The organism is Neobacillus drentensis NBRC 102427 (assembly GCF_001591445.1).
GTDB lineage: Bacteria > Bacillota > Bacilli > Bacillales > Cytobacillaceae > Neobacillus > Neobacillus drentensis.
This window is the reverse complement of sequence record NZ_BCUX01000033.1, coordinates 1-25,154: the sequence shown is the minus strand read 5'-3', so window position 1 is coordinate 25,154 and position 25,154 is coordinate 1. Positions and strand designations below refer to the sequence as shown.

Genomic DNA, 25,154 nt, shown 5'->3' with positions numbered 1-25,154 from the left:
TTAATACTTAGGGTGTTCAAGACATTGATTTTTTGAACACCCTTTTTGTGTTTTAATGTCAATATTAATTTCATACAGATGAAGTTAATTTTATGTTCATTGCTAGAAACGGTCAATTTATGATATAAGGGAGTATATATTTCTTTTTGCAAGAGTAGAAGGTAAGGTTAAGGAGCTGTAACAGTGAATGATTAAGGTATTAAAGAGAAGAGTAAAATTTATTATAGATCCGATATACAATTTTTTTGCAAAGGCAAACCATCGTATCAATTATCAATATACAAGGTATTACAAAGATTTAGCAATTATTGATAAAACAATTTTATATGAGAGCAGAGATGGGAGAAGTTTGACAGATAGTCCCTATGCCATCTTTAAATACCTTCTGTCTAATCCTGCTTATAAAGACTATCAACATATTTGGTCAGTGAGCAGCTTTGAAGATTTAGACGTTGTGATTGCTCAATATAAGGATTTTGCTAATGTCACCTTTGTGAAACGAAATTCGAAAGAGTATCTTAAAGCTTTAGCAACTAGTAAATACTTAATCAACAACTCTACCTTTCAATCATTTTTTATTCGTAAAAGCGAGCAAATATATATTAATACATGGCATGGGACTCCGTTAAAAAGTATGGGCTTTGATATCCCTGGGAACCCATCCTTGTCCCAAAATGTGGTGCGTAATTTTCTTAGTGCTGATTTTCTTATCAGCCCTAATGAACATACAACCAACATGTTTCTCGATAGTTATAAACTAAAAGGGATATATACTGGTGAGATTATTGAAGAAGGGTATCCAAGAATCGATCTTACCTTTCATACGGTAAAGGATACGTTAAATAATTACCTAGGCAAAATAGGGGTCAAAGTCGATAAACATAAAAAAACGATTCTTTATGCGCCTACCTGGAAAGGAACCAACGTCTCGAGAGCTAAGAATGACATGTATCAAATCATTGCAGACATGAACTATTTAAAAAGTCAGGTCGGTGCAGACTATAATCTGTTTATTAAGGTTCATCCCTTTCTATATGCTGCAGCCAGAAAATTTGATGAAGTAAAAGACATCTTAATACCAGACTTTGTTGACACGAATGAATTATTAAGTAGTGTCGATCTTCTAATTACTGACTACTCGAGTATCTTTTTTGATTATCTCGTTACGGATCGGCCCATTCTTTTCTATGTCTGGGATTACGACGATTATAATGAATCAAGGGGCCGTAACCTGTCAGATGAGGAATTGCCTGGTCCTACGCTCTTTACTATTAAAGAAGTGGCAGACGCTATTAAAAAGATTTCACAAGTTCGTGCGGATTTTAAACAAGTATATAATCAAGCAAAGATGAGGTTTGCGTGTCATGATGATGGGAATGTAACAAAAAGAACCATTGAATATATTTTTAAAAGGAATAAGTCTGATTTAAATGTAATTAAACCCGTCGACACAGAGAAAGAGAAGATTCTTATTTATCCGGGTGGGATGATGAATAATGGCATCACCTCTTCGTTCATCAATTTAATGGATAACATTGATCATAATAAATATGATGTGAGTATTTTTATGAAAACACCTACATCAAAAGAAGCATTGAATAATATTGGCAAAGTAAATAAACAGGCAAGGTTCCTTTTTCGAAATGGGCTTTCTGTCTATAGTATATTAGAAGTTTATCGAGATAAATTAGTTCATAATAGAGGGGCACATAGTGAATTAACCAAAAGGATTTATCCAGAGAAGGGCTACAAGCGAGAATTCAAGCGATTCTTTGGGAAATCACATTTTGATTATGTCATCGATTTTAGTGGCTACAGTTTATTTTGGGCAAAATATCTCCTTGCTGCGGATGCGAAGAAAAAGATCTGTTATATGCATAATGATTTACTTTCTGATAGTGAAAGAACAATCAATGGTCGCAAGCCGCACCGAATTAACTTGCGAGGACTTTTTTCCGTCTATAATAGATTTGATAAACTGGTAAGTGTTTCAATTGGGACGATGGAGCTAAATAAAAAGAACTTATCTGTCTATGCAGATGAATCAAAATTTGATTACGTTATGAACTCGATTAATACCGAAAAAATCTTAACCTTAAGTAATGAAGGTGCGAGTCAGCAGCAAGCTGAAACTGAAATCAATGATTCGAATAACGGTCAACTAATGAGTAATATCTCATTTAAATCACGAGCAGTTATTAATAATCCTCAAGATTATCTTATCTGGAATCGGCCCGTTGGATTAGCCGGGGCAACAAAAGTGGCCCCTGCTACACGTCTTATCAATCAAGAGGTTACTATATTACAGGAAGCACGTACTGAAACAAATGTATCCTTTAAGTTCAGTTTGGGTGAACGGATTATTGGCTGGCTCGACCAAGAATGTTTTGAGCTGCTACCAGACAGCATCCTATTTGAAAAACAGGTAACAAAATCAGCTGTTCTTCGCAATGTTAACGGCAATGATATCTGGAATAAGCCTTATAAAACAGAAGATATTCAAAAAGTTTCATCTAGTAAGGATTATAAAGGGATCTTAGTGGACGTCGACCGTGAAGCGAGAACACAGCATGGTATCTATAGCAGGTTTTCAATCAATGGGACTCTAATTGGCTGGATTGATTCCGGGGCATTGTCAAATATTAGCGATAAGGCTTCCAAGCAATCTCTTAAACAGGCCATCTTTAAAAGGGTTAATAAACAAAGGTTTAAGCATATTATTAATCAGCTGGACAACCGCACACTAGAGGAAAACAATTTATACGAGTTAGCAACCATTGCCAACCCAGAGAATTTTGTGGTGTGGACGAAGCCGTACCCGAACCCAGGTTGTAACAAAATCATGGATGCCAGTGAATTATTAAATGCCGAAGTGATAGTTACGAAATGCAATAAGACTCGGAAAGGAACCTTTCATTTGTTTTTTCTCAATGGAAAACAAATGGGTTGGATAGATCAACGTGCCTTATCGATTATTGAAGAAGCAGTGATTATCTCAGAAAAAGCAGTCAAAAGGGTAGCAGAGGTTAAATTATCTGATGAAGATGTGTTCTGGGAAGTGATTGCTGGTCCGGAAGGTGCGAAGGAATTGATGAATTCCCAAGCCTACAATGGAAAAACAGTCCTTATTGATAAAGAAGCCAGAACGATAGATGGTGTATTCTGTCATTTTGTCTATGAAAATGAAGCAGTGGGCTGGTTAAATAAACGGGCACTTCAGGTGGTTGAGGTTTTAGGAATCGAAACAGGAAAAGCGTTTGTTCCCGAGCCATCAAGGGACCAATATAATTTCGTCAACATGGGCAGATTATCACCGGAAAAAGGCCAAGATAATTTAATTAAAGCCTTTGCTGAGTTTCATAAAGGCTTCCCAGAGTCCAAACTATATATTTTAGGAGAAGGTTTATTACGGAAGGATTTAGAAAGTCTTATTGTAGAACTTCAACTTGAGGAGTCTGTCTATCTTGTGGGTCAAGTAGAAAATCCATTTAAACTAATGAAAAAATGTGATTGCTTTGTCCTTTCTTCTCATTACGAAGGCCAGCCGATGGTTTTATTAGAGGCGATGACTCTTGGAATGAAGATCCTCGCAACAGACATTGTTGCCAACCGAACAGTGTTGGAGCAGGGACGGTATGGACTATTAGTAGAAAATAGCATTGAGGGCCTTGAAAAGGGGCTGACTCAACTTGCTAAAAATGAGCTTGACAACAAGCCTGATGAATTTATTGCAGATGAATATAATAAAAAAGCGATGGGAACCTTTTATAAGGTTTTAGAATGATATGTATAAAAAGCAAATTGATGACAAGAGAACCTTGTTTGATCGATTTGCTTTTTTTGTTCAGGAAAAGTAGACCGTCATGACATATTACTCTCTACTGATGGCAAGAATAGCTAACAAAAAGCATATGAATGTGAATTGGTAAGGGAGTTGCAGTTTTAATGAATAAAAAGGTTTTAAAAAGAAGGATTAATTTTATCATTGGGCCAGTTTATAATTATTTGCGGAGGGCAAACCATCGCAGAAGTTATCAGTACCGAAAATATTATGAAAAATTAAATGTGGTAGATAATACGATTCTTTATGAAAGCAGGGACGGAAAAAGTGTAACAGATAGTCCCTATGCTATTTTTAAATACCTGTTACATAACCCTGAATATAAGGATTTCAAACATATTTGGTCGGTAAGTAATCCTAATGAATTAGAAAGTGTACTAGTCAATTACAAAAGGTTAAGTAATGTGAGATTTGTGAAACGGAATTCAAAGGAATATCTCAAATGTTTAGCCACTAGTAAGTATCTCATTAATAACTCGACATTTCAGTCTTTTTTTATCCCTAAAGCTGAACAAATATATATTAATACTTGGCATGGAACACCGCTTAAAAGCATGGGATTTGATATCCCTGGAAATCCATCCCATTCGCAGAATGTGGTTAGGAATTTTCTTAGTGCGGACTATCTACTAAGTCCAAATGAGCATACAACCAAAATGTTTCTTAATAGTTATAAACTAAATGGTCTTTATAATGGAGAAATTATTCAAGAGGGCTATCCAAGAATCGATCTTACCTATCAAACCGATTCGGAAGAATTCAATACCTTTTTAGCAGGATTAGGGCTGCCTATTGATAAAAACAAGCAGACCCTTCTTTATGCTCCAACATGGAAAGGGACTAATGTTTCCCAGGCTAAAAATGATATGTTTCAAATTATCAGTGAAATGGCCTATTTGAGGAATAAGATCGGTACTGACTATAATCTATTAATCAAAGTTCATCCATTTTTATATGACCAGGCTAAAAAATTTACTGAAATTAGTGATATGTTAATCCCTGACTTTGTAGATACGAATGAGTTGTTAAGCGTTGTAGATCTGTTAATCACTGACTACTCGAGTATCTTTTTTGATTATCTAGTTACGAATAAGCCGATTTTATTCTATATTTGTGATTATGATGATTATCTTGAAGAGAGGGGTATGTATTTATCCGATGACGAATTACCCGGGCCCACGCTCTTTACCATCGAAGAAGTAGCATCGGCTGTTCATAATATCTCGACCATAAGTGAAAACTTTCGTCCCGTCTACCAAGCTGCAAAAAATAAATTCGCCAATCATGATGATGGAAATGTAACCGCGAGAATCGTCCAATATGTTTTTAAGCAGGAAAAGTTGCCCATCAATGTCATCAATCAATTAGATAAGGATAAAAAGAAAATTCTCATCTATCCTGGCGGTTTGTTGAACAATGGGATTACATCATCGTTTATCAATCTTGTCGATAACATCGATTATTCGAAGTATGATGTAAGTATTTTCATGAAATCACCAAAGTCAAAAGAAGCATTAAATAATATCGCAAAGGTGAATAAGAATGCCAGGTTTTTGTTTCGAAATGGTTTAGAAGTACGCAGTCTTTTGGAAGTTTATCGGGATAAATTTGTACATAATCGAGGGGCACATAGTAAAGTGACGAAAAAACTTTACCCCGAGAATGCCTATAAGCGGGAATATAAAAGAATATCAGGCCGGTCACAATTTGATTATGCCATCGATTTTAGTGGTTACAGCCTGTATTGGGCCAAATATTTACTTGCTTCCGATGCCAAGAAAAAAATCTGTTATATGCATAATGATATCCGTACAGATAGTGAAAAAGTCATCAACGGACGTCGGCCGCATCGAATTAATTTACGAGGACTGTTTTCAGTCTATAATAAGTTTGACAAGCTTGTAAGCGTATCCCCGGCAACCATGGAGTTAAATAAAAGTAATTTAGCAGAATTTGCCGAGGAGTTTAAATTTGATTTCGTTATGAACTCGATTAATCCTGAAAAAATATTAAAGTTAGGTAATGAAGAGTCTGCACAAACTGTAACCGAAGCGTTAATGAATAAGGCTGGAGCAGAAGAGCAAATCATTAGTAATGTTGCCTTTAAAGGGCGGGCAATAATCGCTCATCCCAAAAACCATCGGATCTGGAATCGACCTCCTGTCGTAAAAGGAGCATCAGATATTGCACAAGCGATGAGCTATTTAAATGAAGAGGTCGCTATTTTACGTGAGGTACAAACCCTATCAAATAACAATTATTTCAAATTTAGCATAAAAGACAGGATTGTTGGCTGGCTTGACCAGGATTGCTTTGAAATGCTTACCGATAGTATCTTATTTCAGACACCAGTGAAGAAATTAGCAGTTATTTCACATCGATATGATCTTTGGAGTATGCCGTATAATCTAGAAGGAGCTGAGAAAGTTGCCTCCGGTAAGGATTATAAAGGTTTAATGGTGGATGTGGATACTGAAGCAAGAACGCAACAAGGGCTCTATAGTCGGCTTTCTATTAAAGGAACTTTCATTGGCTGGATTGATTCTGCAGCGCTGTCGATAATCCGGGAATATGAGTTAAATAATACTTTCCATGAAAAAATAAATACGTCGTTGTATAAACTGCTGAATTCGAAGAGGTACAAAGTGATTGTTCCCAATATAACGGAAGAGAAACTGGAAACGGTTGAAGAAACAATCATACCTGAACCCATTAAAGAAAATTACAATTTCATCACGATGGGAAGATTGTCACCAGAGAAGGGTCAGGATAACTTGATTACAGCCTTTGGTCAATTTCAACAAAACTTCCCAAATTCAAAGCTATATATTTTAGGTGAAGGTCCGTTAAGGAGAGATTTAGAGAATTTAATAGCCGAGTTGAGGCTTGATGAGTCTGTCTATCTTACGGGGCAGCTCGAAAATCCGTTTGCACTTATGAAAAAATGTGATTGTTTTGTGCTTTCCTCTCATTATGAGGGGCAGCCGATGGTGTTATTAGAAGCGATGACCCATGGAATGAACATCATAGCGACTGATATTGTTGCCAATCGAAATGTATTGGAAGATGGAAGATATGGTTTATTAGTAGAAAATAGCATTGAAGGTCTTGAAAAAGGTCTCACTCAACTAGCTAAGAATGAGTTGAATAATAAACTTGATGAATTTATTCCAGAAGAATACAATAAAAAGGCAATGGCATCATTTTATCAAGTATTAGAGTGATGCACGAATTTAGATATGACAATGATTAGAATTAATTATAAGGAGGCATAAATGATGAGTAAAGTCAAAAAGGCGATTATCCCTGCAGCAGGCTTAGGTACAAGGTTTTTACCTGCTACGAAGGCGATGCCGAAGGAAATGCTCCCAATCGTTGATAAACCAACCATTCAATACATAGTCGAAGAAGCAATTGAATCTGGAATTGAGGATATTATCATCGTAACAGGAAAGGGCAAACGAGCGATTGAAGATCATTTTGATAGCGCATTTGAACTGGAGGAAAACTTAGCTCGGAAAGAGAAGTTTGAGCTCCTCGAGGAAGTTCGTAAGCCGGGAAATGTGGATATTCATTATATCCGACAAAAGGAACCGAGAGGCCTTGGGCATGCAATCTGGTGTGCCAGAAAATTCATTGGGAATGAACCATTTGCGGTGTTATTAGGGGATGATATTGTCCAAGCAAAAGTTCCTTCTTTAAAACAATTAATGAACATGTACGATAAGGTAGGTTCGTCGGTGATAGGTGTTCAGCCGGTCCCAATGGAAGAAACCAATCGCTACGGGATTATTGATCCGAGCCGGCAAGATGGCCGCATGTATGAGGTGAGAAACTTTGTTGAAAAGCCGCCAGTTGAGTTAGCGCCATCGAATCTTGCTATTCTGGGCAGATATATTTTAACACCTGAGATTTTTGATCTTCTTGAAAATCAAGAAACAGGATCAGGCGGCGAAATTCAGTTGACGGATGCGATTCAACGCCTGAATAGTTTCCAAAATGTGTTTGCTTATGACTTTGAAGGAATCCGCTACGATGTTGGCGAAAAGTTTGGTTTTATTAAAACAACGATAGAAATGGCTCTAAGCAGAGAGGACCTTAGAGACGACTTGCTCGAATATTTAGTAAAGCTTGTCAATCAAAGGGTTGAAGTGAATAAATAAGGATAGGGTTAGGAGAGCGGTTCATTGTTATCATCGTTAAAAAAATTGCATATAGCCCAACTGGCTTACAAATGGTTATTTTTATTTGTTTCATTTTTACCGACAAATAAAAACTTAATTATTTTTGAAAGCTTTCTTGGTAAGCAATACAGCTGTAATCCTCGGGCGATATACGAATACCTGCAGAGAAACCATTCTGAATATGAACTTATTTGGAGTGTCGACCCTCGTTTTGAAAAAGGATTCATCGACAAGGGAATTCCGTACGCAAGGCGGTTTTCGGTGAAGTGGCTTCTTTTGATGGCGCGTGCTAGATTTTGGGTGACAAACAGCAGAATGCCATTGTGGATACCGAAACCCAAGAATACGATTTATCTGCAAACATGGCATGGGACGCCGTTAAAGAAACTAGCTGGTGATATGAAGGAAGTATTAATGCCAGGAACAACAACTGAGCAATATAAAGAGAACTTTTTTCGTGAAACAAGAAACTGGGATTACTTAATTTCTCCCAATCATTATTCAACAGAAATATTTAAGCGAGCTTTTCAGTTTGATAAAAAAATGATTGAATCGGGCTATCCAAGAAATGATATTTTTTACAGGCCAGACCGCACAATGATTTCGGAGGAATTTAAGAAGCAACATAAATTACCTGATGATAAAAAGATTATTCTTTATGCGCCAACTTGGAGAGATAATCAGTTCTATCAAATAGGGAAATATAAATTAGATTTACATTTGGATTTAGAAAAGCTTAGAAATGAGCTCGGCGATGAATATATTATCATTCTCCGGATGCACTATTTAGTGGCTGAAAACTTTAACTTGGAGGCGTATCAAGGCTTTGCTTGGGATTTTTCCAAGCATGAGGACATTCAAGAGCTGTACCTAATCAGTGATATCTTGATAACTGATTATTCCTCTGTGTTTTTCGATTATGCCAATCTAAAACGGCCGATGATATTTTTTACCTACGATCTGGAAGAATATAAGGATGATATCCGGGGCTTTTATTTTGATTTTGAGGAAAAAGCACCGGGGCCGCTCGTCGAAACAACAGAAAAAGTGATTGCTGCCATTAAAGGTATTGGAGAGGCGGCTCTTTCGAAAGATCGCATGAATGAATTTTATCAGCGGTTTTGTTATTTAGAAGATGGACATGCAGCGGAACGAGTCGTCAAAGAAGTGATTTTGAAGAATCGAAAATAAGTGTATTAACAACACCCAGGTTCTAAATTTGGGTGTTTTTGTCATTTTACCCCTCGATTGCATCGCGATTTGTGACAAACTCCCCGAAGAAACCTCAATTAAATATAAGGATTTTTTCCTATTTTTCTCTATTGCAACAAGTATTTACTGGAATCTATTTAAAATCTTGGGTTAATAAGAGATAATGATGATAGATTTCATCGTTTTTTCGGCATAATATGATTTTTTTTGAAGGAATTGTAGAAATTTGCTACTTATATCTTATAAAGAGACTTAGGGAGGTGTTTCATTGAAAAACATCGGTAAAGTTGTCCTCATATCTACTAGTTTATTTTTAGGAGAGATTGCAGCACCTATCGTTCCGAATGGTTTACATCAGGTACAAGCGGCCAGCACGGTAAAATTAGCTAATGTCAGCTATCAAACAACCGCAAATGTTAATTTACGAATGGGTCCAAGTACAAACAACAAAACAATCACCCAAATTCCCAAAGCTAAAACGATTACTGCAATGGAGCAAAAAGGCAGCTGGTTTAAGGTTTCGTACCAATTTACCCTGACGGGAAAAACGGTAACAAAAGTTGGCTGGGTTACTGCCTCGTATATAAAGAAAATTTCACTTGCTCCAAAGACCGTTCAATTTCAAAAAACAACGTATCAAACCGCCGATCATGTCAATATTCGTTCGGGAGCAAGTACAAAGAATAAAACTTTACTAACGATTCCGAAGGGTAAAACCCTGATAAGCTCGGAGAAATTAACTGACTGGTATAAGGTGAGCTATACCTATTCTTCTAGTGGGAAGAACATAACAACCACTGGTTGGGTAAAGGGGACTTATTTAAAGGAATACTATAAATATACTACGATTACGGGTGCTTATTATTTTCCGAAAAAGTCAGTGAAGCTGTATTCTAGTCCTGATACAAAGAAAAGCGCAGTTTATAACTTGGCTAGCGGCAACGGACTTTATTCCGCTGATCAGGCAGTAAATAGTGTCGGACAAACTTGGTATAAAGTATCATACAATGGGAAAAGTCTTTACGTTTATAGCGGAGATGTAAATAAATATACGTTAACTTCCTTTGCGGCAACTGATTATCAGGCAAATCTTGATACATATTTGTACTTATCCTATGGTAATGTCTATACAAAACTAGTGAAAATTCCGAAACTATCAGTTATCACTGTAAAGCAGAGAATTGGAGATTGGTATAAAGTTTCCTATAACGGCAAATCAGGGTATGTCTACAGCGGCGACTTTGCAAAATACAATAGGCCTGTCGAGAAACCTGGAACGGGAGAATCAGACAATGGCGAAATAAAGAAACCTGGAACAGGAGAACCAGACAATGGCGAGATAAAGAAACCTGGAACGGGAGAATCAGACAATGGCGAGGTAAACAATCCTCCAGTCGATGTTATCACGGAGCAAGACTTGGCTAGAGCTACCTACTTGGTTACCGATCAATTAAATTTAAGACAAGCTGCAGGTACGACAGCTAGTATTCAAGCGGTGATTCCCAGTGGTGCTATCGTTATTCCGAGCCGAAAGACGTCTAATGGCTGGTATAAAGTCAACTACGCTGGGAAAAGCGGTTATGTCTTTGGCGAGTATCTTCAACAGGTAGTCACAGGTGACCCGTTGGGCAACAAAGCTAGCTATCAGTTCATTGACTTACGGACACAATCCACAGTTACCGCAAGTCAAATTGATAAATATATTGCCGCCTATGTTAATGCGAATAATAAGAAGAGTATTCTAACTGGAAAAGGACAGGTTTTCATTGACGCTGGTAAAAAGTATGGGGTAAATCCACTTTACTTAACTGCGCACGCTATCCACGAAAGTGCCTATGGAACATCAGCAATTTCCATTGCAAAGAATAATTTATTTGGATTTGGTGCCTATGATGCGGCCCCATTTATTGGTGCCTACCGTTTTCCAAGTGTGGATTTGTGTATTGACTTTATTGCGCGTGAAATGAAAACTACTTATTTAAATCCATCTAATTGGAAGTATCAAGGAGCTTATCTAGGTTTCAGTACGAAAACATTAACCAACGATAGAATTAATTCAAATAGTGAAGGTATGAACTTTTATTATGCAAGCGATCCAAATTGGGGTAAGGCGATTAGCCAGCATATGCAAAAAATACTCCCATATGATCCTAGTTTTTATACCAATGCTAGTATTAATGACAAAATTCCAACCAGACCTGCTGTTCCTGAAGGAAGTGACGTGTTTCCTGCAAATATCTTAGCAACTGCTGCGGACAAACAAATGGTCCTTCATAGTAAAAAAGGTGGATTCGATGCAGTAAAGAAAATTAGTAAAGGTGCCTCATTTAACCTTTTAGAAAAAACAAATGATTTTTGGCTAAGAGTGAAAATCGATAATAAGGAATACTGGACCAAGGACGTTGACTTTAGTAACTATTCAAAATATATATCTGTGAAGAACTTAGGTAGAGTGACTGTTTCAGAATTAAATGTCCGAAAGGGCCCGTCGACCTCAAATGCATCCATTGGAACCTTATCATTGAATGAGTTTGTGTCGATCGATATCAAAGCGGATGGGTCATTAATGATGGACTCGTCAAAATCATGGTACCAGTTGAAACTTGCAAATGGTACGACTGGCTGGGTCAGTGCTGCTTACATAGCAAAGGATTTTAAATAGATTCGTAATTTTGTTTTTTACTATTTTTTAACAGAAATAGTCTCATAGAGAAAATAAAATGGGGTGATGCGATAGTCCCTAATACGAACGTTCATTTCTGATGAAGAAGCTTGAGTCGTTACGATGACGGAAAATCAAAAAGTAGAGAGAGAAGGATGTAGAGTCAATGAAAACCATGGGGAAAGTTTTTGTTTTATCCACCGGATTATTAATCGGTGGTTTGAGCAGCGGGATGACAATTCCGCTAGCACCAATCAGTATTGAGCATGCGGAAGCTGCTAGTGTTGTCCGTATAAGTAAAACAACACTTCAAACAACAGCAAACCTAAGATTGCGGGCGGGGGCAAGTACTAAATCCAAAACAATTCTCACGATTCCAAAGGGAAAAATGATTTATGCAACAGAGAAATACGGCAGCTATTACAAGGTAACCTATTCGTATAATTCCAAAGGTAAAACCTATAAGAAATCAGGCTGGGTCAGCGGCAGTTATGTGAAGGAATACTATCAATATACAAAAACAAGTGGAACTTATTATTTTACGAATAAAACTGTCAGCCTATATTCAACACCAGATACAAAGAAAAAGGCTGTGGGGAGTCTTCCTAGTGGAAATGGGTTGTACTCGACACAAAAGGTAGTTAATAGCATAGGAAAAACATGGTACCGGATTACATACAAAGGAAAAAATCTGTATATTTATAGCGGTGATGTTTATAAATCCTCTAGTAAAACACTTTCGAAAAAGGATTATCAAATCAGTCAGGATACATATGTTTATTCATCTTATGGGACAGCCTATACAAAATTGATAAAGATTCCTAAAGGGACCGTCATTTCGTCGGTAAAGATGGTTGGCAATTGGTATGAGGTAAGTTACAAAGGGATAAAAGGGTATGTTTATAATTCTTATATGCCATTGGTACCTACAAAAATATCTGTAAATTCTCCTGTGAATCCTCCAGTAAATACAAGCAATGGAATGTACTATGTGGTTTTGGACGATTTAAATATGCGGCAATCGGGTGAAGGCTCATCTGTTTTAGCCGTTATTCCAAATGGTACGAGCGTTAAATCAACTGGAAAAATACTCAATGACTGGTACGAGGTCATTTACAATGGGAAAACAGGTTATGTTTATAAAAGCTATGTTAAGGAATATAAGCTAACGGATTATCGGTTTATTGATTTACGGACCCAATCTACCGTTACTGCTAAGCAAATCAATAATTACATCTCAGCAAATGTTAAAGGCAAGCCAAGTGTGTTATTAAACAAAGGACAAGCCTTTATCGATGCTGGCAAAAAGTACGGGTTAAATGCTCTTTACTTAGCGGCACATGCCATCCATGAGAGCGGCTTTGGTACATCCAATATATCATTAGGTAAAAATAATTTATTTGGATATGGTGCTTATGATGCCACACCTTTTGTAGGGGCGTACCGTTTTTCAACCGTGGAGCAATGTATTAATTATGTTGCCCAAAAAATGAAAGCTGATTACCTCAATCCAAAAGGCGCCCATTTTGAAGGAGCACTGCTCGGCTATCGGACCAATGATTCGAAAGGAACGAGAGTGCCAAGCAAAAGTATCGGCATGAACTACTGGTATGCAAGTGACCCGAACTGGGGCAATGGGATTGCCCGCCATATGCAAAACATCTTGCCTTTTGACCAAACATATTATGATAAAGCGTCCATCAATAAAACGGTTCCTGCCTTACCGGGAATACCGGCTGGAAAAGATATGTTCCCAGCTGGAATACAAGCTAAAGCAGAGAAGGACTTATCAAGCACCATTAAGAAGGATACAACTTTTATCCTAGTTGAGAAATCCAATGATTATAATCTAAAGGTCAATGTTAATAAAGTGGATACAACTATTAAAGTTCCCTTCTCAACCTACGATGATTATTTCACCGTTCTTAATCTAGGAAGAGTTGTTGGTACTGATAACTTAAATGTACGACCAGATGCGTCAACCAACAAGGCTGAAATTGCCCACCTTTATTTAAATGATTATGTGCAATTGGTCTTGGATAGCAAAGGAAACATCGTTATGGATATAGATAAAAAGTGGTACAATATCAGGTTATCTAATGGCAAGACAGGCTGGGTAAGTAAGGGTTATATTGTAAGGGAATTAAAATGATTGCTAACTGACTTGGAATTCAAGTCAGTTTTTTAATGTGGATAGCATATGCCACTAAACAGGTGTATAACTTTTAGGTACATTTCTCCATTTGTGGGATTCAGGTGGAAATCGAGTAATTACACATTGAATTTTAAAGGTGTTAGTCTTATAATGGTTTGGTGAACTATGTCGTATACTGAAATTAATTTTGTTATGAATAAATTCTTAATACTTTTCTTAATACTAAAAGCAGGAGGAATCACTCTAATGAAAAAGATCCTAACCTATGGAACATTTGATTTGTTACATTTTGGACATATAAATTTACTTAGCCGTGCCAAAGACTTAGGCGATTATTTGGTTGTTGGTCTTTCCACTGACGAATTTAATAAAGGGAAGAACAAACAGGCGTACCACAGTTTTGAAAATAGAAAACTAATTTTAGAATCAATTCGTTTTGTAGATGAAGTGATTCCTGAAAATACGTGGGATCAGAAAATTCAAGATGTCATCAAACATGATATTGATGTATTTGTAATGGGTGATGATTGGAAGGGTAAATTTGATTTTCTAAAGGAATACTGTGAAGTTGTTTACCTGCCAAGAACGATCGGGATTTCTACTTCCCAAATCAAAGATGACTTAAATGCTGTCACAAATGGTTAGGGAACTAGCCATTTGTTTTTATTTATGGATTTTTAAGTGTTTTTTTTCGATATTTTCTCTGGTACCTCTTAAGAACAAAACCACTTTTGTTGTCAGTTTTGGTGATAACAGCCAGTATGTATATGAAGAAATTCGCCGGCAAAACCTACCAGTGGAAGTGGTCTTCCTGTGCGAAAAAAAGGCATTTCATAAATTTAAGGGTGATTGTGAAGGAACGGCTCTTCTTTTTGATGTTCGAAAGTTTATCCATTGGGTAAGAGGGGTTTTCCATTTAGCTACTTCCCGGTATCTTTTCGTTGATAATTATTTTGGCTTTTTAGCAGCAGTAAAATTTAAGAAAGAGGTTCAATGTATTCAGTTATGGCATGCATCGGGAGCCATGAAAAAATTTGGACTTGAAGATGAATCAGTAAAAACTAGATCCGAAAAAGCAAAACAGCGATTCTTACAGGTTTATAGTAAATTTGATCAAGTGGTCGTTGGCTCTGACGTAATGGCAGAAATTTTTATGAAATCCTTTCAACTTAAAAAGGAAAATATCCTGACGTCAGGGATTCCTAGAACTGATTTTTATTTTAATAAAGAAGCGAAGAAAAAGGCAACAGCATCCTTAATACATAAGCATCCCATATTGAAAGAGAAAAAAGTGATCCTTTACGCTCCGACTTATAGAGATTATCAATTAGATCATTTCAATTTGGTGCTTGAGATAGAAAAAATGGCTCGGGAACTTAGGGCGGAATATATTTTAATTTTACGTTTACATCCTGCGATTAAGAATAAAGGAGATTATTCCACACGCTACCCAGATTTTGTAGTTGACCTGTCCTCCGATCAGTATGAAATTACTGATTTGCTTGTCGCAGCGGATTATTTAATTACAGACTATTCTTCCATACCATACGAGTTTTCACTTTTACGTAAACCGATGATCTTCTTTACCTATGATCTAGAAGAATATAAAAGGGATCGCGGCGTTATGGGAGGGTTTGAAGAACACCTGCCCGGACCGATGGTAAAGGATACGGAATCTATTATCGATATTATAAAGAACAACCGCTTTGACCTGAATATAATCGAGTATTATTGCGAAAAGTGGAATCAATACTCGAAAGGTCGTTCCAGTCAAAACCTTGTTGAACACATATTTGCTAAAGATAACCTTAAAACCACAGATAAAGGGTATTAAAAAATTGTGACAAGCTTCGATTATTTAAGGTCGAAGCTTTGTTTTTTATTATGTCCCTTTGGAGAAATTAATGTATAATGAACAAGGTTATTATTAGCGATAGGAAGGACAATTTTAATGAAATCAATGATTACAATTGTAAAGGAACAAATTAGTTCCTTTTACCTTATCCTGAGATTATCTGCCTTTGAATTGAAAAGTGCAAATACGAATAATTATCTCGGGAGAGTGTGGGAAGTTTTAAATCCCTCCATTCAGCTTGCGATTTATTGGTTTGTATTTGGCTTAGGAGTACGCGGCGGCCAAGAGATAATAATGGATGATGGAACCCAAGTCCCTTTCTTCACTTGGATGTTAACTGGCATGATTGTCTGGTTCTTTGTGAATCCAGCAATATCCGCATCATCAAGGTCGATTTACTCGAGAATTCAATTAATATCAAAAATGAGTTTTCCGATGAGTGCGATCCCATCATTTGTAATCATGGCGAATTTTTATACTCATTTAATGTTAGTTGCTGTTGTTCTCGTTTACTTGCAATTCACTGACTTTAAACTTAGTGTGTATTTCCTCCAGCTGCCATACTTTATGCTGGCTACGATATTGTTTTTATTAGCTCTCGCACTTATAACATCTACACTTTCGACGATTGTCAGAGATGTTCAACAGATTGTCCAATCTGTTTTAAAAATGTTACTATATTTAACACCACTCTTGTGGCATACGGATCATTTAATGATACATGGTAAGGACTATGCCTTTATATTAAAATTAAACCCTTTGTATTACATTGTTGAAGGGTACAGAGCGGCACTGCTAGGAACAACCTGGTATCCAGCGAAATACCCGCAATTAACTTTGTATTTTTGGATTACTGTCTTCGTACTGTTTCTAATCGGTTCAGTCCTTCATTTAAAATTTAGAAACCGTTTTGTTGATTATTTGTAAATTGGAGTTGATTTCTTATGAGTGAAACGGTGATAGTAAAGAACGTCTATAAAAAGTATAAAATGCATCGATCACCAAAAGAGAAGCTGCTTGATGTGGTCTTACCTGGTGGGTATGGCGAAGATTTTTATGCCCTTCAAGATATTTCATTTACGGCCAATCAAGGAGATGTTATTGGTCTAGTCGGTGTGAATGGTTCGGGAAAATCAACGCTGTCTAACATTATTGCAGGTGTAATTCCACCAACTTCAGGTGAAGTGACCTCCCTTGGGACAACCTCGATTATTGCCATCTCATCTGGTCTTAATAATCAATTAACCGGCCGAGAAAATATCGAATTAAAATGTTTAATGCTTGGTTTTAAAAAGAAAGAAATTAAAGAGATGGAACCTGAAATCATTGAGTTTGCTGATATTGGGAAATTTATTGACCAACCAGTAAAGAAATACTCAAGTGGGATGAAATCCCGTCTCGGTTTTGCCATCTCGGTTACCGTAAATCCCGATATTCTGATTGTCGATGAAGCGTTATCCGTAGGTGATCAGGTTTTTGCTCAAAAATCAAAAAACAAGATGTTTGAGTTTAAAGAAAAAGGAAAAACCATATTCTTTGTCAGCCATTCTATGGGGCAAATAAAGGAGTTCTGTGAAAAGGCAATCTGGCTTGAATACGGAGAAATCAAGCAATTTGGGACTGTTCAAGAGATCATTCCTGAATATGAAAAATTCTTAAAAAAATATAAATCAATGTCTAATGAAGAGCAGAAGAAGTTCCGCGAAGAGGTTATGCAAAAACAAAAAGGCTTAGCAGTCAAAGGAATCTAACGATGAAAACGAATTTGGTGCCCGTATTAGATATAAATTTTGTGAATAAGCGTTTCAATCAAGTGGTTGAAATGCTTTTCTTAGATATAAGAAGTAATCGAAAATCATTTATTGTTACAGCTAACCCGGAAATTGTCATGTATGCTCATGAACATCCAGATTATAAAAAAATCATCCAATCGGCAGACATGGTTGTCCCTGATGGTTTTGGGATCATTCTTGCTTCGAAAATATTAAACACCCCGATTATTGAAAGAGTGGCCGGTTATGATTTAATGGTCCGTCTGCTGGAGCTTGGGAACGATAATCAATTGAAAATTTATCTATTGGGCGGACGCGAGGAGACCAATCAAAAAGCAGTTGCTACTATTAGCAGACAATATCCAAACGTTCAAATAGTGGGTAGTCATCATGGATTTTTTGATTGGGAGAAAAATAAGATCACTGCTGATATAAAGGCAGCCAGTCCAGATATCATTTTTGTGGCATTGGGGTTTCCTAAACAGGAACAATGGATTGCCAGGAATCTTGATCAGTTTTCCAAAGGACTTTTTATGGGCGTTGGGGGCAGTATTGATGTGCTCGCCGGTGAGGTCCAGCGTGCACCACGATTCTGGCAAAAAATGAACCTGGAATGGTTTTATCGTTTAATTTCGCAGCCGTCGAGGTGGAGAAGAATGTTAGCCATCCCCCGATTTTTATTGCAAATCTTCAAAATAAAGCTTGATAAATAATTTATCGTAAAATAATTGTAACTTTTTGTGGTAATCTATCGTCTTACTAGGTAAGATATTATTAGTAAATTCAGATTAGTAATTTATTTAGGCTGAATTTTCCGACAATTCATCAATTTATAACAAAATATAAAATCTGTGCTATAATAGATTCGTTGTGTACTTAGCAATATGTGCCTGTTTCTAAAATTTATTAATGGGGCATTATATTCATAGGGAGGGTCTTTATGTTATATCTGACCTTAATATTATGTTTTTTATGCTCCATTTTAATCACTCCAATCGTAAAAAAATTGGCTTTTAAATTAGGAGCAACGGACAGTCCTAATCAGCGTAAAGTCCATGTTAAGATTATGCCTCGTTTAGGCGGACTAGCGATTTATATTAGTTTTCTTTTAGGTCTTTTAATTCTGCAACCAAGCAGTCCATACCACGCAGCAATTGTGGTGGGTGGAATAATTATTCTAGCTACTGGTATGTTAGATGATATCTATGACCTATCAGCAAAAATAAAATTTCTGTTACAAATCATTGCTGCTCTAATCGTTGTTATGTGGGGCGGCGTTGAAGTTGAGTTTATTAATTTACCGTTTAATGGAGTTTTAGAATTTGGTATCTTTAGTATTCCAATTACCGTCATCTGGATTGTCGGTGTCACCAATGCAATCAATTTAATTGATGGACTGGATGGCCTGGCGGCTGGCGTATCCTCTATAGCGTTTATCACGATTTCCGGGATGGCGATTGTGATGGGAAATGCTTATGTAGTTGCGATGGGGACAATTCTCCTTGCCAGTACGTTAGGATTTTTGATCTTTAATTTTCATCCAGCGAAAATCTTTATGGGTGATTCCGGAGCGCTCTTCCTAGGTTATATGATTTCGGTCCTATCGTTACTCGGTTTTAAAAATGTAGCCTTAATCTCGTTTGTTGTTCCAATCATTATTTTAGGTGTACCGATTTCAGATACTTTTTTTGCTATCATCCGTCGAATTTACAATAAAAAGTCATTATCAGCACCAGATAAGTCTCATTTACACCATTGCTTACTAGAACTAGGGTTTACACATCGAGAAACCGTTCTGTTAATTTATGCAATGAGTGCCATGTTTGGACTGGCTGCCTTCATTTTTACCATTACAACCGTTTGGGGTTCGATCTTAATCATCACCATTATTGTGCTAGCCATTGAACTTTTTGTCGAAACGATTGGTTTAATCAATAAAAACTATCGGCCGCTTCTCAGGATTATCGGGATTTTGAATAAAAACAGATAAATCTAATAGAATAATTACTTTACTTAAAGGGTAATTCTCAATTGCGGATTACCCTTTTATTGTTTTCTTTTACTCCATATTTATGCAAAGAAAGAAACCCGGATATTACATCCGGGCTTCTTTTTTATTTACTATCTGTTCTATTAAGGTGTGCCTTTAGAATTGATTTTGTTTCCTCTAGGGCCGTTTCATCCAGTTGATAATAATAAATGCGATTGATATAGGAATCAGAACCCTTTAATGATAAAGATTCAACATTGATTCCTTTACCAGCTTGGATATAACTAATGAACGACTTCATCTGGTCAAACGTTAAATCTGTTGACATGTTTTTTCCGACAGCTTCCATTACATCAGTGTAATTAGTGATGGATTTTATGGAAGAACCTTTGGCAATGATGGCTTTAACGATCTGCTGCTGACGCATTCCTCTTTGGATATCACTATCAATTTTCCTTGTTCTCGCAAACGCTAGAGCCTGCTCACCATCAAGTTCCTGTATACCTTTTTGCAAGGTAATAGCTTTTGCATGGTCCTTGGAATCTTGTTCGGAAAATGTGAACGGAACGTCAACTTTTACACCATCTAACGCATTAATCACGTCAATAAAGGCGTTGAAATTCATTTTTACATAATAATCAACCGGAACATCTAGTAATTCTTCAACGGTTTCAAGGGTAAGTTTCACGCCGCCGTAGGCATGGGCATGCGTAATTTTGGTATAAATATCTTTTTCAGGTATATGAACATATGAATCACGCGGGATACTTAATAGTTTAATAGATTTATCATTCTTATTAAAGGTAGCGAGCATCAGGGCATCCGAACGCGAACTGCCGTTATTCTTTCTTTTTTCACTATCATCCACACCAATAAATAATATTGATGTATTTTCAAGCTTAACATTCGTTTTCTTAGAATCACGATCAATGGGCTTATAGGATTTGTTCATCACTGATTCAGCCTTATTGTATAAAAAACCACCGTAAGCTGTTGCGCCTATTATCAATAATAGGATGGGCATTAGCACCCAAAGCAGAATTCGTTTTCGTTTTTTCTTCACTCTTTTTTTGTTATTATTATACACTTGTCTATTGATAGACATCGATTGCCTCCTAAGTAGTAAAAGTAGAAAAATGTCAGTATTTGTGGAAAATCTACTCTATTTTATAATATTTATTGAGATAGGTAAAATGAATTTTTTATTAAAATAAAATTACCTATTTTACAGTTAACTTAAGGGAATGAAATTACCTACATATCTGACTCAAGATAGGTCACTTCACCTGCTGTAATCTCGGCTTGTCCATTTGTCAATTCTATCATCCATTCAGTGAACACCTGTTGCATCTCTTCCTCGACAAATACTTCAATTTCGACATTCTCCTGGTACTGAATACTTTTAAGGATATAGATGGAAGACCGTAATTCATTTTCAATCTTTCCTAGCCATGAGTAGTCTATTTTAACATGGCAGACCCTCATCAGTCTTCTTTCAACTATTCCCACCGCATCTAGGCCCTCTGACGCTGCTTTGCCATAGGCACGGATTAAACCGCCTGCACCTAATTTTATTCCGCCAAAATAGCGGGTCACTACTACGACGGTATCCTTAAGCTTTCTCTTTTTCAGAACTTCAAGGATCGGAACGCCAGCAGTACCACTTGGTTCGCCGTCATCATTAGCTTTCTGAATTTGGTCGTGTTCACCAATTAGATAGGCGGAACAATTATGTGAGGCATCCCAATATTTTTTTTTCAACGTTTGAATGAACTCTTGGGCTTCCCCTTCCGATTCGGCTCTTTTGATGTGAGCGATAAAGCGTGATTTTTGAATAATAATTTCATGTTCTCCAGTTTTTTTTACAGTATGGTAACGAGGCAACATTATGCGCACTCCTTCCTTAATTTCATCAGGGTGTAATATAACTTTAATATGGCAGTAAAGTTTCCGTGTTATAATAAAATAGATTAAAGTAGTGAAAACCTACTTTTATAGACAGATAAAGATACTACCATTATACTACTTTTTACTGAGAATGAAGGGTAACGCATTGGTTTAGATTCGCAAATTAGTAAAATTAAAGGTAAAATATGTTAAAAGATAGTATGAAAGAACTGTGATATCCAAAATAATGAACTATCATTCACTGAAATAAGATTATTGTTTAGTAGTAGAGTCTAGAAGCCATTGCTTTTCATATGGGGGAATATGTATGAAATTAAAACAGATCAATATGAAATCAATTGATGTAATTAGAGAAGAGATGATTGAAACCGTTACTTGTAGTAAATCTGACATCTTCCAGATCGGTGAGCAATGCCGTCAAGATTATGAAAAAATGATCAATGAATTAGACAATATTAAGCAAATGATGGTCAAACTCATAAATGAAGGCGATCAACTCGAGAAACAAGTCGTTGAGGCACGGAGCATGTTGTCAGAAGTCAGCACGAATTTTAAAAATTACTCCGAGGAAGAGGTCCGTGATGCCTACGAAAAAGCGCATCAGCTGCAAATGGATCTTTCGATTAATTGGCAATACAAAAAGCAGCTTTTGGATAAAAGAGCGGACCTCGAAAATCGTCTCCTTAGCTTAGATGAAACAATTGATCGCGCTGACCAGCTTATTTCGCAAATTTCCGTCGTCATGAATTACTTGACGAGTGATTTAAAGCAAGTGGGGAAGGTACTCGAACATGCAAAAGCAAAACAAGATTTTGGCCTGAAGATTATTGAAGCACAGGAAGAAGAGCGCAAGCGGCTTTCAAGGGAGATCCACGATGGACCTGCCCAAATGCTTGCCAATGTCATCATGCGTTCCGATTTAATCGAGCGTGTCTATAGGGAAAAGGGTGCGGATGAGGCTTTTGCTGAGGTTAATAGCTTTAAAAAAATGGTCCGATCGGCACTATATGAGGTCCGGCGAATTATATATGACCTTCGTCCAATGGCATTAGATGATTTAGGTCTTGTCCCTACCCTCAGAAAATACTTGCGAACCATCGAAGAATATCATAACCATTCAAAAATAGAATTTGTGAATATTGGCCTAGAACGCCGGCTTCCTACTAAGTATGAAGTTGCACTCTTCCGAATGATTCAGGAATCAGTACAAAATGCACTGAAGCATGCCAATGCCTGTGAAATCAAAGTCCGCTTAGAAATAACCAATTCCTCGGTTACCGTCCTAATTAGGGACAATGGGGTTGGTTTTGATATCACAGAAAAGAAACCTGAGTCATTTGGCATGATCGGGATGCGCGAGCGGGTTGACCTGCTTGAAGGCGAAATAACGTTTGATTCAAAAAAAGGCAAGGGAACCGCAGTACTGATTCGAGTTCCACTAATTAACTAAGACTAATGAACCTACCGCCAATGGAGAAAAATTTCGAAATTAGAAGGATTAGGGGGCTTACCATTTGACTACGAAAATTGTAATTATAGACGATCACCAACTATTTAGAGAAGGCGTAAAAAGAATACTAGAGTTCGAAAAAACTTTTCAAGTTGTTGCAGAAGGCGATGACGGCTGCGAAGCACTAAGATTAGTAGAGGAATTCCAACCTAATGTGGTCATCATGGATATTAACATGCCACAAAAGAACGGGATTGAAGCAACCCGTGAGTTGGTTGAAAAATACCCTGATACAAAAATTATTATCCTATCGATTCACGATGATGAAAACTATGTGACTCATGCCTTACAAACGGGTGCACAAGGTTATCTCTTAAAAGAAATGGATGCCGATGCCTTGATTGATGCTGTCCGTGTGGTTGCCGAAGGCGGCTCCTATTTACATCCAAAGGTTACCCATAATTTAGTGAACGAGTATCGCAAGCTTGCAGCGGGTGTAGCCCGTAGCGGCGGAGGCTATATGCCAACGATGGAAATTCGCCGTCCATTGCACTTATTAACACGTCGTGAGTGTGAAGTGCTCCAAATGCTTGCCGATGGAAAAAGCAACCGCGGCATTGGCGAAGCATTATTCATCAGCGAAAAAACAGTCAAAAATCACGTGTCAAACATTTTACAAAAAATGAATGTAAACGACCGTACCCAAGCAGTAGTAGTCGCGATTAAAAATGGCTGGGTAGAGGTAAAGTAAACAGTAATAAGGAGCATACTGAATAGTATGCTCTTTTTGTTTGGCCAATTAATGCAATTTATCGCTACTTCATATAAAATACCATATAGTAGGTAAATAGATAAGGATGGTATTTGGTTATGAGGACAGCCGTCGTCACGGATAGTACTGCCTATATCCCAAAGGATATACGCGATAAATGGAATATACACATGATCCCGTTACATGTCATCTTCGGCAACGAGGTGTACCATGAAGAGATTGATATAACTTGGAGCCAGTTTTATGAAGAGGTGAAAACGAAAGATCTGCCGACTACCTCCCAGCCGCCCATCGGCCAATTTGTCGAGCTGTTTGAAAAGCTCTCCAAGGACTACGATGCGGTCATCTGTGTTCACCTCTCAAGTGGAATCAGCGGTACATTCCAGGGTGCGAACACAGCGAGTACAATGGTAGAAGGCATTGCCGTCTATCCATTTGATTCGGAAATCAGCTGCATGGTTCAAGGTTTTTATGCGATTGAGGCGGCAAAGCTGGCCTCCCAGGGTGTGGATGCTGACACCATTATGGCTCGGTTAGATGAACTAAAGCAAACCACCCGTGCCTATTTCATGGTAGATGATTTAATGCACCTACAGCGAGGCGGCCGCCTTTCAAGTGCCCAGGCGTTTATCGGCAGCCTTCTAAAGGTTAAACCACTGCTTCATTTTGAAAATAAGGTAATTGTCCCATTTGAAAAAATACGGACCCGGAAAAAAGCGATGAATCGGATCGCAGACTTGCTCGGTTCGGATGCCTCAAGCGGCGGGGAATATCAAGCTGTTGTCATTCACGCCAATCGCGAGGAAGAAGCTAAGGAGTGGCGTAATGAACTAGCTGCCAGGTATCCAAACGTCGAATTCACGATAGGTTACTTTGGGGCCGTAATCGGCACCCATCTCGGTGAAGGATCAATGGGCATGTGCTGGATGAAAAAATTAGATAAGTAAGTAAGTGAGTTACCATTCCGGCCTTTCGGCTTGAATGGTTTTTTGAGTTTTGAGCGGGGGTGGATTGGGGTTTAGCGGAATCATCTAGGGATTCGGCGGAATAAGTTTCGATATTGGCGGAATCCATCCTCAGTTTGGCGGAATAAATTTCAAAGTTGGCGGAATCCCGGGCAAAATTGGCGGAATCCATCGAGTGATTCCCAGCTACTAAGTGAGCAGAGAAAAGTTACATATTTTATAAAAAAGGTAATTAAAAGGGGTTAGGCGGAATCATCTAGGAATTCGGCGGAATAAGTTCCGAAGTCGGCGGAATCTATACGCAGTTTGGCGGAATAAATTTTAAAGTTGGCGGAATCCTGGCCCAAGTTGGCGGAATCGATCGATCAAGCGGCAGCTATTTTGCGAG

17 protein-coding genes are annotated in these 25,154 nt (G+C 37.5%); 15 read left to right on the top strand and 2 right to left on the bottom strand.

Features of this window, described 5'->3' with window-relative positions; translation table 11 throughout:
* Window positions 1-187 precede the first annotated feature (187 nt).
* From BDR01S_RS16365 to BDR01S_RS16310, 12 genes are all read left to right on the top strand, one after another.
* Complete coding sequence (locus tag BDR01S_RS16365; protein ID WP_066258927.1) at window positions 188-3,784, top strand: CDP-glycerol glycerophosphotransferase family protein; 3,597 nt, start codon at window positions 188-190, stop codon at window positions 3,782-3,784.
* A 161-nt stretch (window positions 3,785-3,945) separates the two neighbouring features.
* Entirely contained in the window at window positions 3,946-7,065 is a 3,120-nt protein-coding gene (locus BDR01S_RS16360) for a CDP-glycerol glycerophosphotransferase family protein (RefSeq protein WP_066258926.1), read from the top strand.
* Between the two features lie 54 nt (window positions 7,066-7,119).
* Entirely contained in the window at window positions 7,120-8,004 is an 885-nt protein-coding gene (gene galU / locus BDR01S_RS16355; protein ID WP_157406194.1) for a UTP--glucose-1-phosphate uridylyltransferase GalU, read from the top strand.
* 24 nt (window positions 8,005-8,028) lie between these two features.
* Window positions 8,029-9,216, top strand: a complete 1,188-nt coding sequence (locus BDR01S_RS16350; protein WP_066258921.1) for a CDP-glycerol glycerophosphotransferase family protein — start codon at window positions 8,029-8,031, stop codon at window positions 9,214-9,216.
* A gap of 289 nt (window positions 9,217-9,505) precedes the next feature.
* Window positions 9,506-11,899, top strand: coding sequence for an SH3 domain-containing protein (locus tag BDR01S_RS16345; RefSeq protein WP_066363253.1), 2,394 nt, complete (start codon window positions 9,506-9,508; stop codon window positions 11,897-11,899).
* 166 nt (window positions 11,900-12,065) lie between these two features.
* Window positions 12,066-14,051, top strand: a complete 1,986-nt coding sequence (locus tag BDR01S_RS16340) for an SH3 domain-containing protein (RefSeq protein ID WP_066258919.1) — start codon at window positions 12,066-12,068, stop codon at window positions 14,049-14,051.
* Window positions 14,052-14,300: 249 nt separating this feature from the next.
* Window positions 14,301-14,699, top strand: a complete 399-nt coding sequence (tagD, locus tag BDR01S_RS16335; RefSeq protein ID WP_066258917.1) for a glycerol-3-phosphate cytidylyltransferase — start codon at window positions 14,301-14,303, stop codon at window positions 14,697-14,699.
* On the top strand, window positions 14,680-15,888 hold the full coding sequence (locus BDR01S_RS16330) for a CDP-glycerol glycerophosphotransferase family protein (protein ID WP_235846590.1): 1,209 nt from the start codon (window positions 14,680-14,682) through the stop codon (window positions 15,886-15,888). Before tagD ends, BDR01S_RS16330 begins: the two co-directional genes overlap by 20 nt.
* A gap of 117 nt (window positions 15,889-16,005) precedes the next feature.
* Window positions 16,006-16,836 carry an ABC transporter permease gene (locus BDR01S_RS16325; RefSeq protein WP_066258915.1) on the top strand — a complete coding sequence of 277 codons (831 nt, stop codon included), beginning with the start codon at window positions 16,006-16,008 and terminating at the stop codon, window positions 16,834-16,836.
* A 17-nt stretch (window positions 16,837-16,853) separates the two neighbouring features.
* Complete coding sequence (tagH, locus tag BDR01S_RS16320) at window positions 16,854-17,660, top strand: teichoic acids export ABC transporter ATP-binding subunit TagH (protein WP_066258913.1); 807 nt, start codon at window positions 16,854-16,856, stop codon at window positions 17,658-17,660.
* A 2-nt stretch (window positions 17,661-17,662) separates the two neighbouring features.
* Window positions 17,663-18,394, top strand: a complete 732-nt coding sequence (locus BDR01S_RS16315; protein WP_066258911.1) for a WecB/TagA/CpsF family glycosyltransferase — start codon at window positions 17,663-17,665, stop codon at window positions 18,392-18,394.
* 227 nt (window positions 18,395-18,621) lie between these two features.
* On the top strand, window positions 18,622-19,671 hold the full coding sequence (locus tag BDR01S_RS16310) for a glycosyltransferase family 4 protein (protein WP_066258909.1): 1,050 nt from the start codon (window positions 18,622-18,624) through the stop codon (window positions 19,669-19,671).
* Window positions 19,672-19,795: 124 nt separating this feature from the next.
* Here BDR01S_RS16310 and BDR01S_RS16305 read toward each other — a convergent pair whose 3' ends face one another.
* Both BDR01S_RS16305 and BDR01S_RS16300 read right to left on the bottom strand, forming a co-directional pair.
* Entirely contained in the window at window positions 19,796-20,776 is a 981-nt protein-coding gene (locus BDR01S_RS16305; RefSeq protein WP_066258907.1) for an LCP family protein, read from the bottom strand.
* Window positions 20,777-20,925: 149 nt separating this feature from the next.
* Window positions 20,926-21,558 carry a YigZ family protein gene (locus tag BDR01S_RS16300; protein WP_066258900.1) on the bottom strand — a complete coding sequence of 211 codons (633 nt, stop codon included), beginning with the start codon at window positions 21,556-21,558 and terminating at the stop codon, window positions 20,926-20,928.
* Between the two features lie 328 nt (window positions 21,559-21,886).
* Between BDR01S_RS16300 and BDR01S_RS16295 the strand changes: the two genes are divergently transcribed.
* From BDR01S_RS16295 to BDR01S_RS16285, 3 genes are all read left to right on the top strand, one after another.
* Window positions 21,887-23,029, top strand: a complete 1,143-nt coding sequence (locus tag BDR01S_RS16295; protein WP_066258899.1) for a sensor histidine kinase — start codon at window positions 21,887-21,889, stop codon at window positions 23,027-23,029.
* A gap of 64 nt (window positions 23,030-23,093) precedes the next feature.
* Window positions 23,094-23,780: a response regulator gene (locus BDR01S_RS16290; RefSeq protein WP_066258898.1), complete on the top strand. Its 687-nt coding sequence runs from the start codon at window positions 23,094-23,096 to the stop codon at window positions 23,778-23,780.
* A 119-nt stretch (window positions 23,781-23,899) separates the two neighbouring features.
* Entirely contained in the window at window positions 23,900-24,748 is an 849-nt protein-coding gene (locus BDR01S_RS16285) for a DegV family protein (RefSeq protein ID WP_066258896.1), read from the top strand.
* Window positions 24,749-25,154 lie beyond the last annotated feature (406 nt).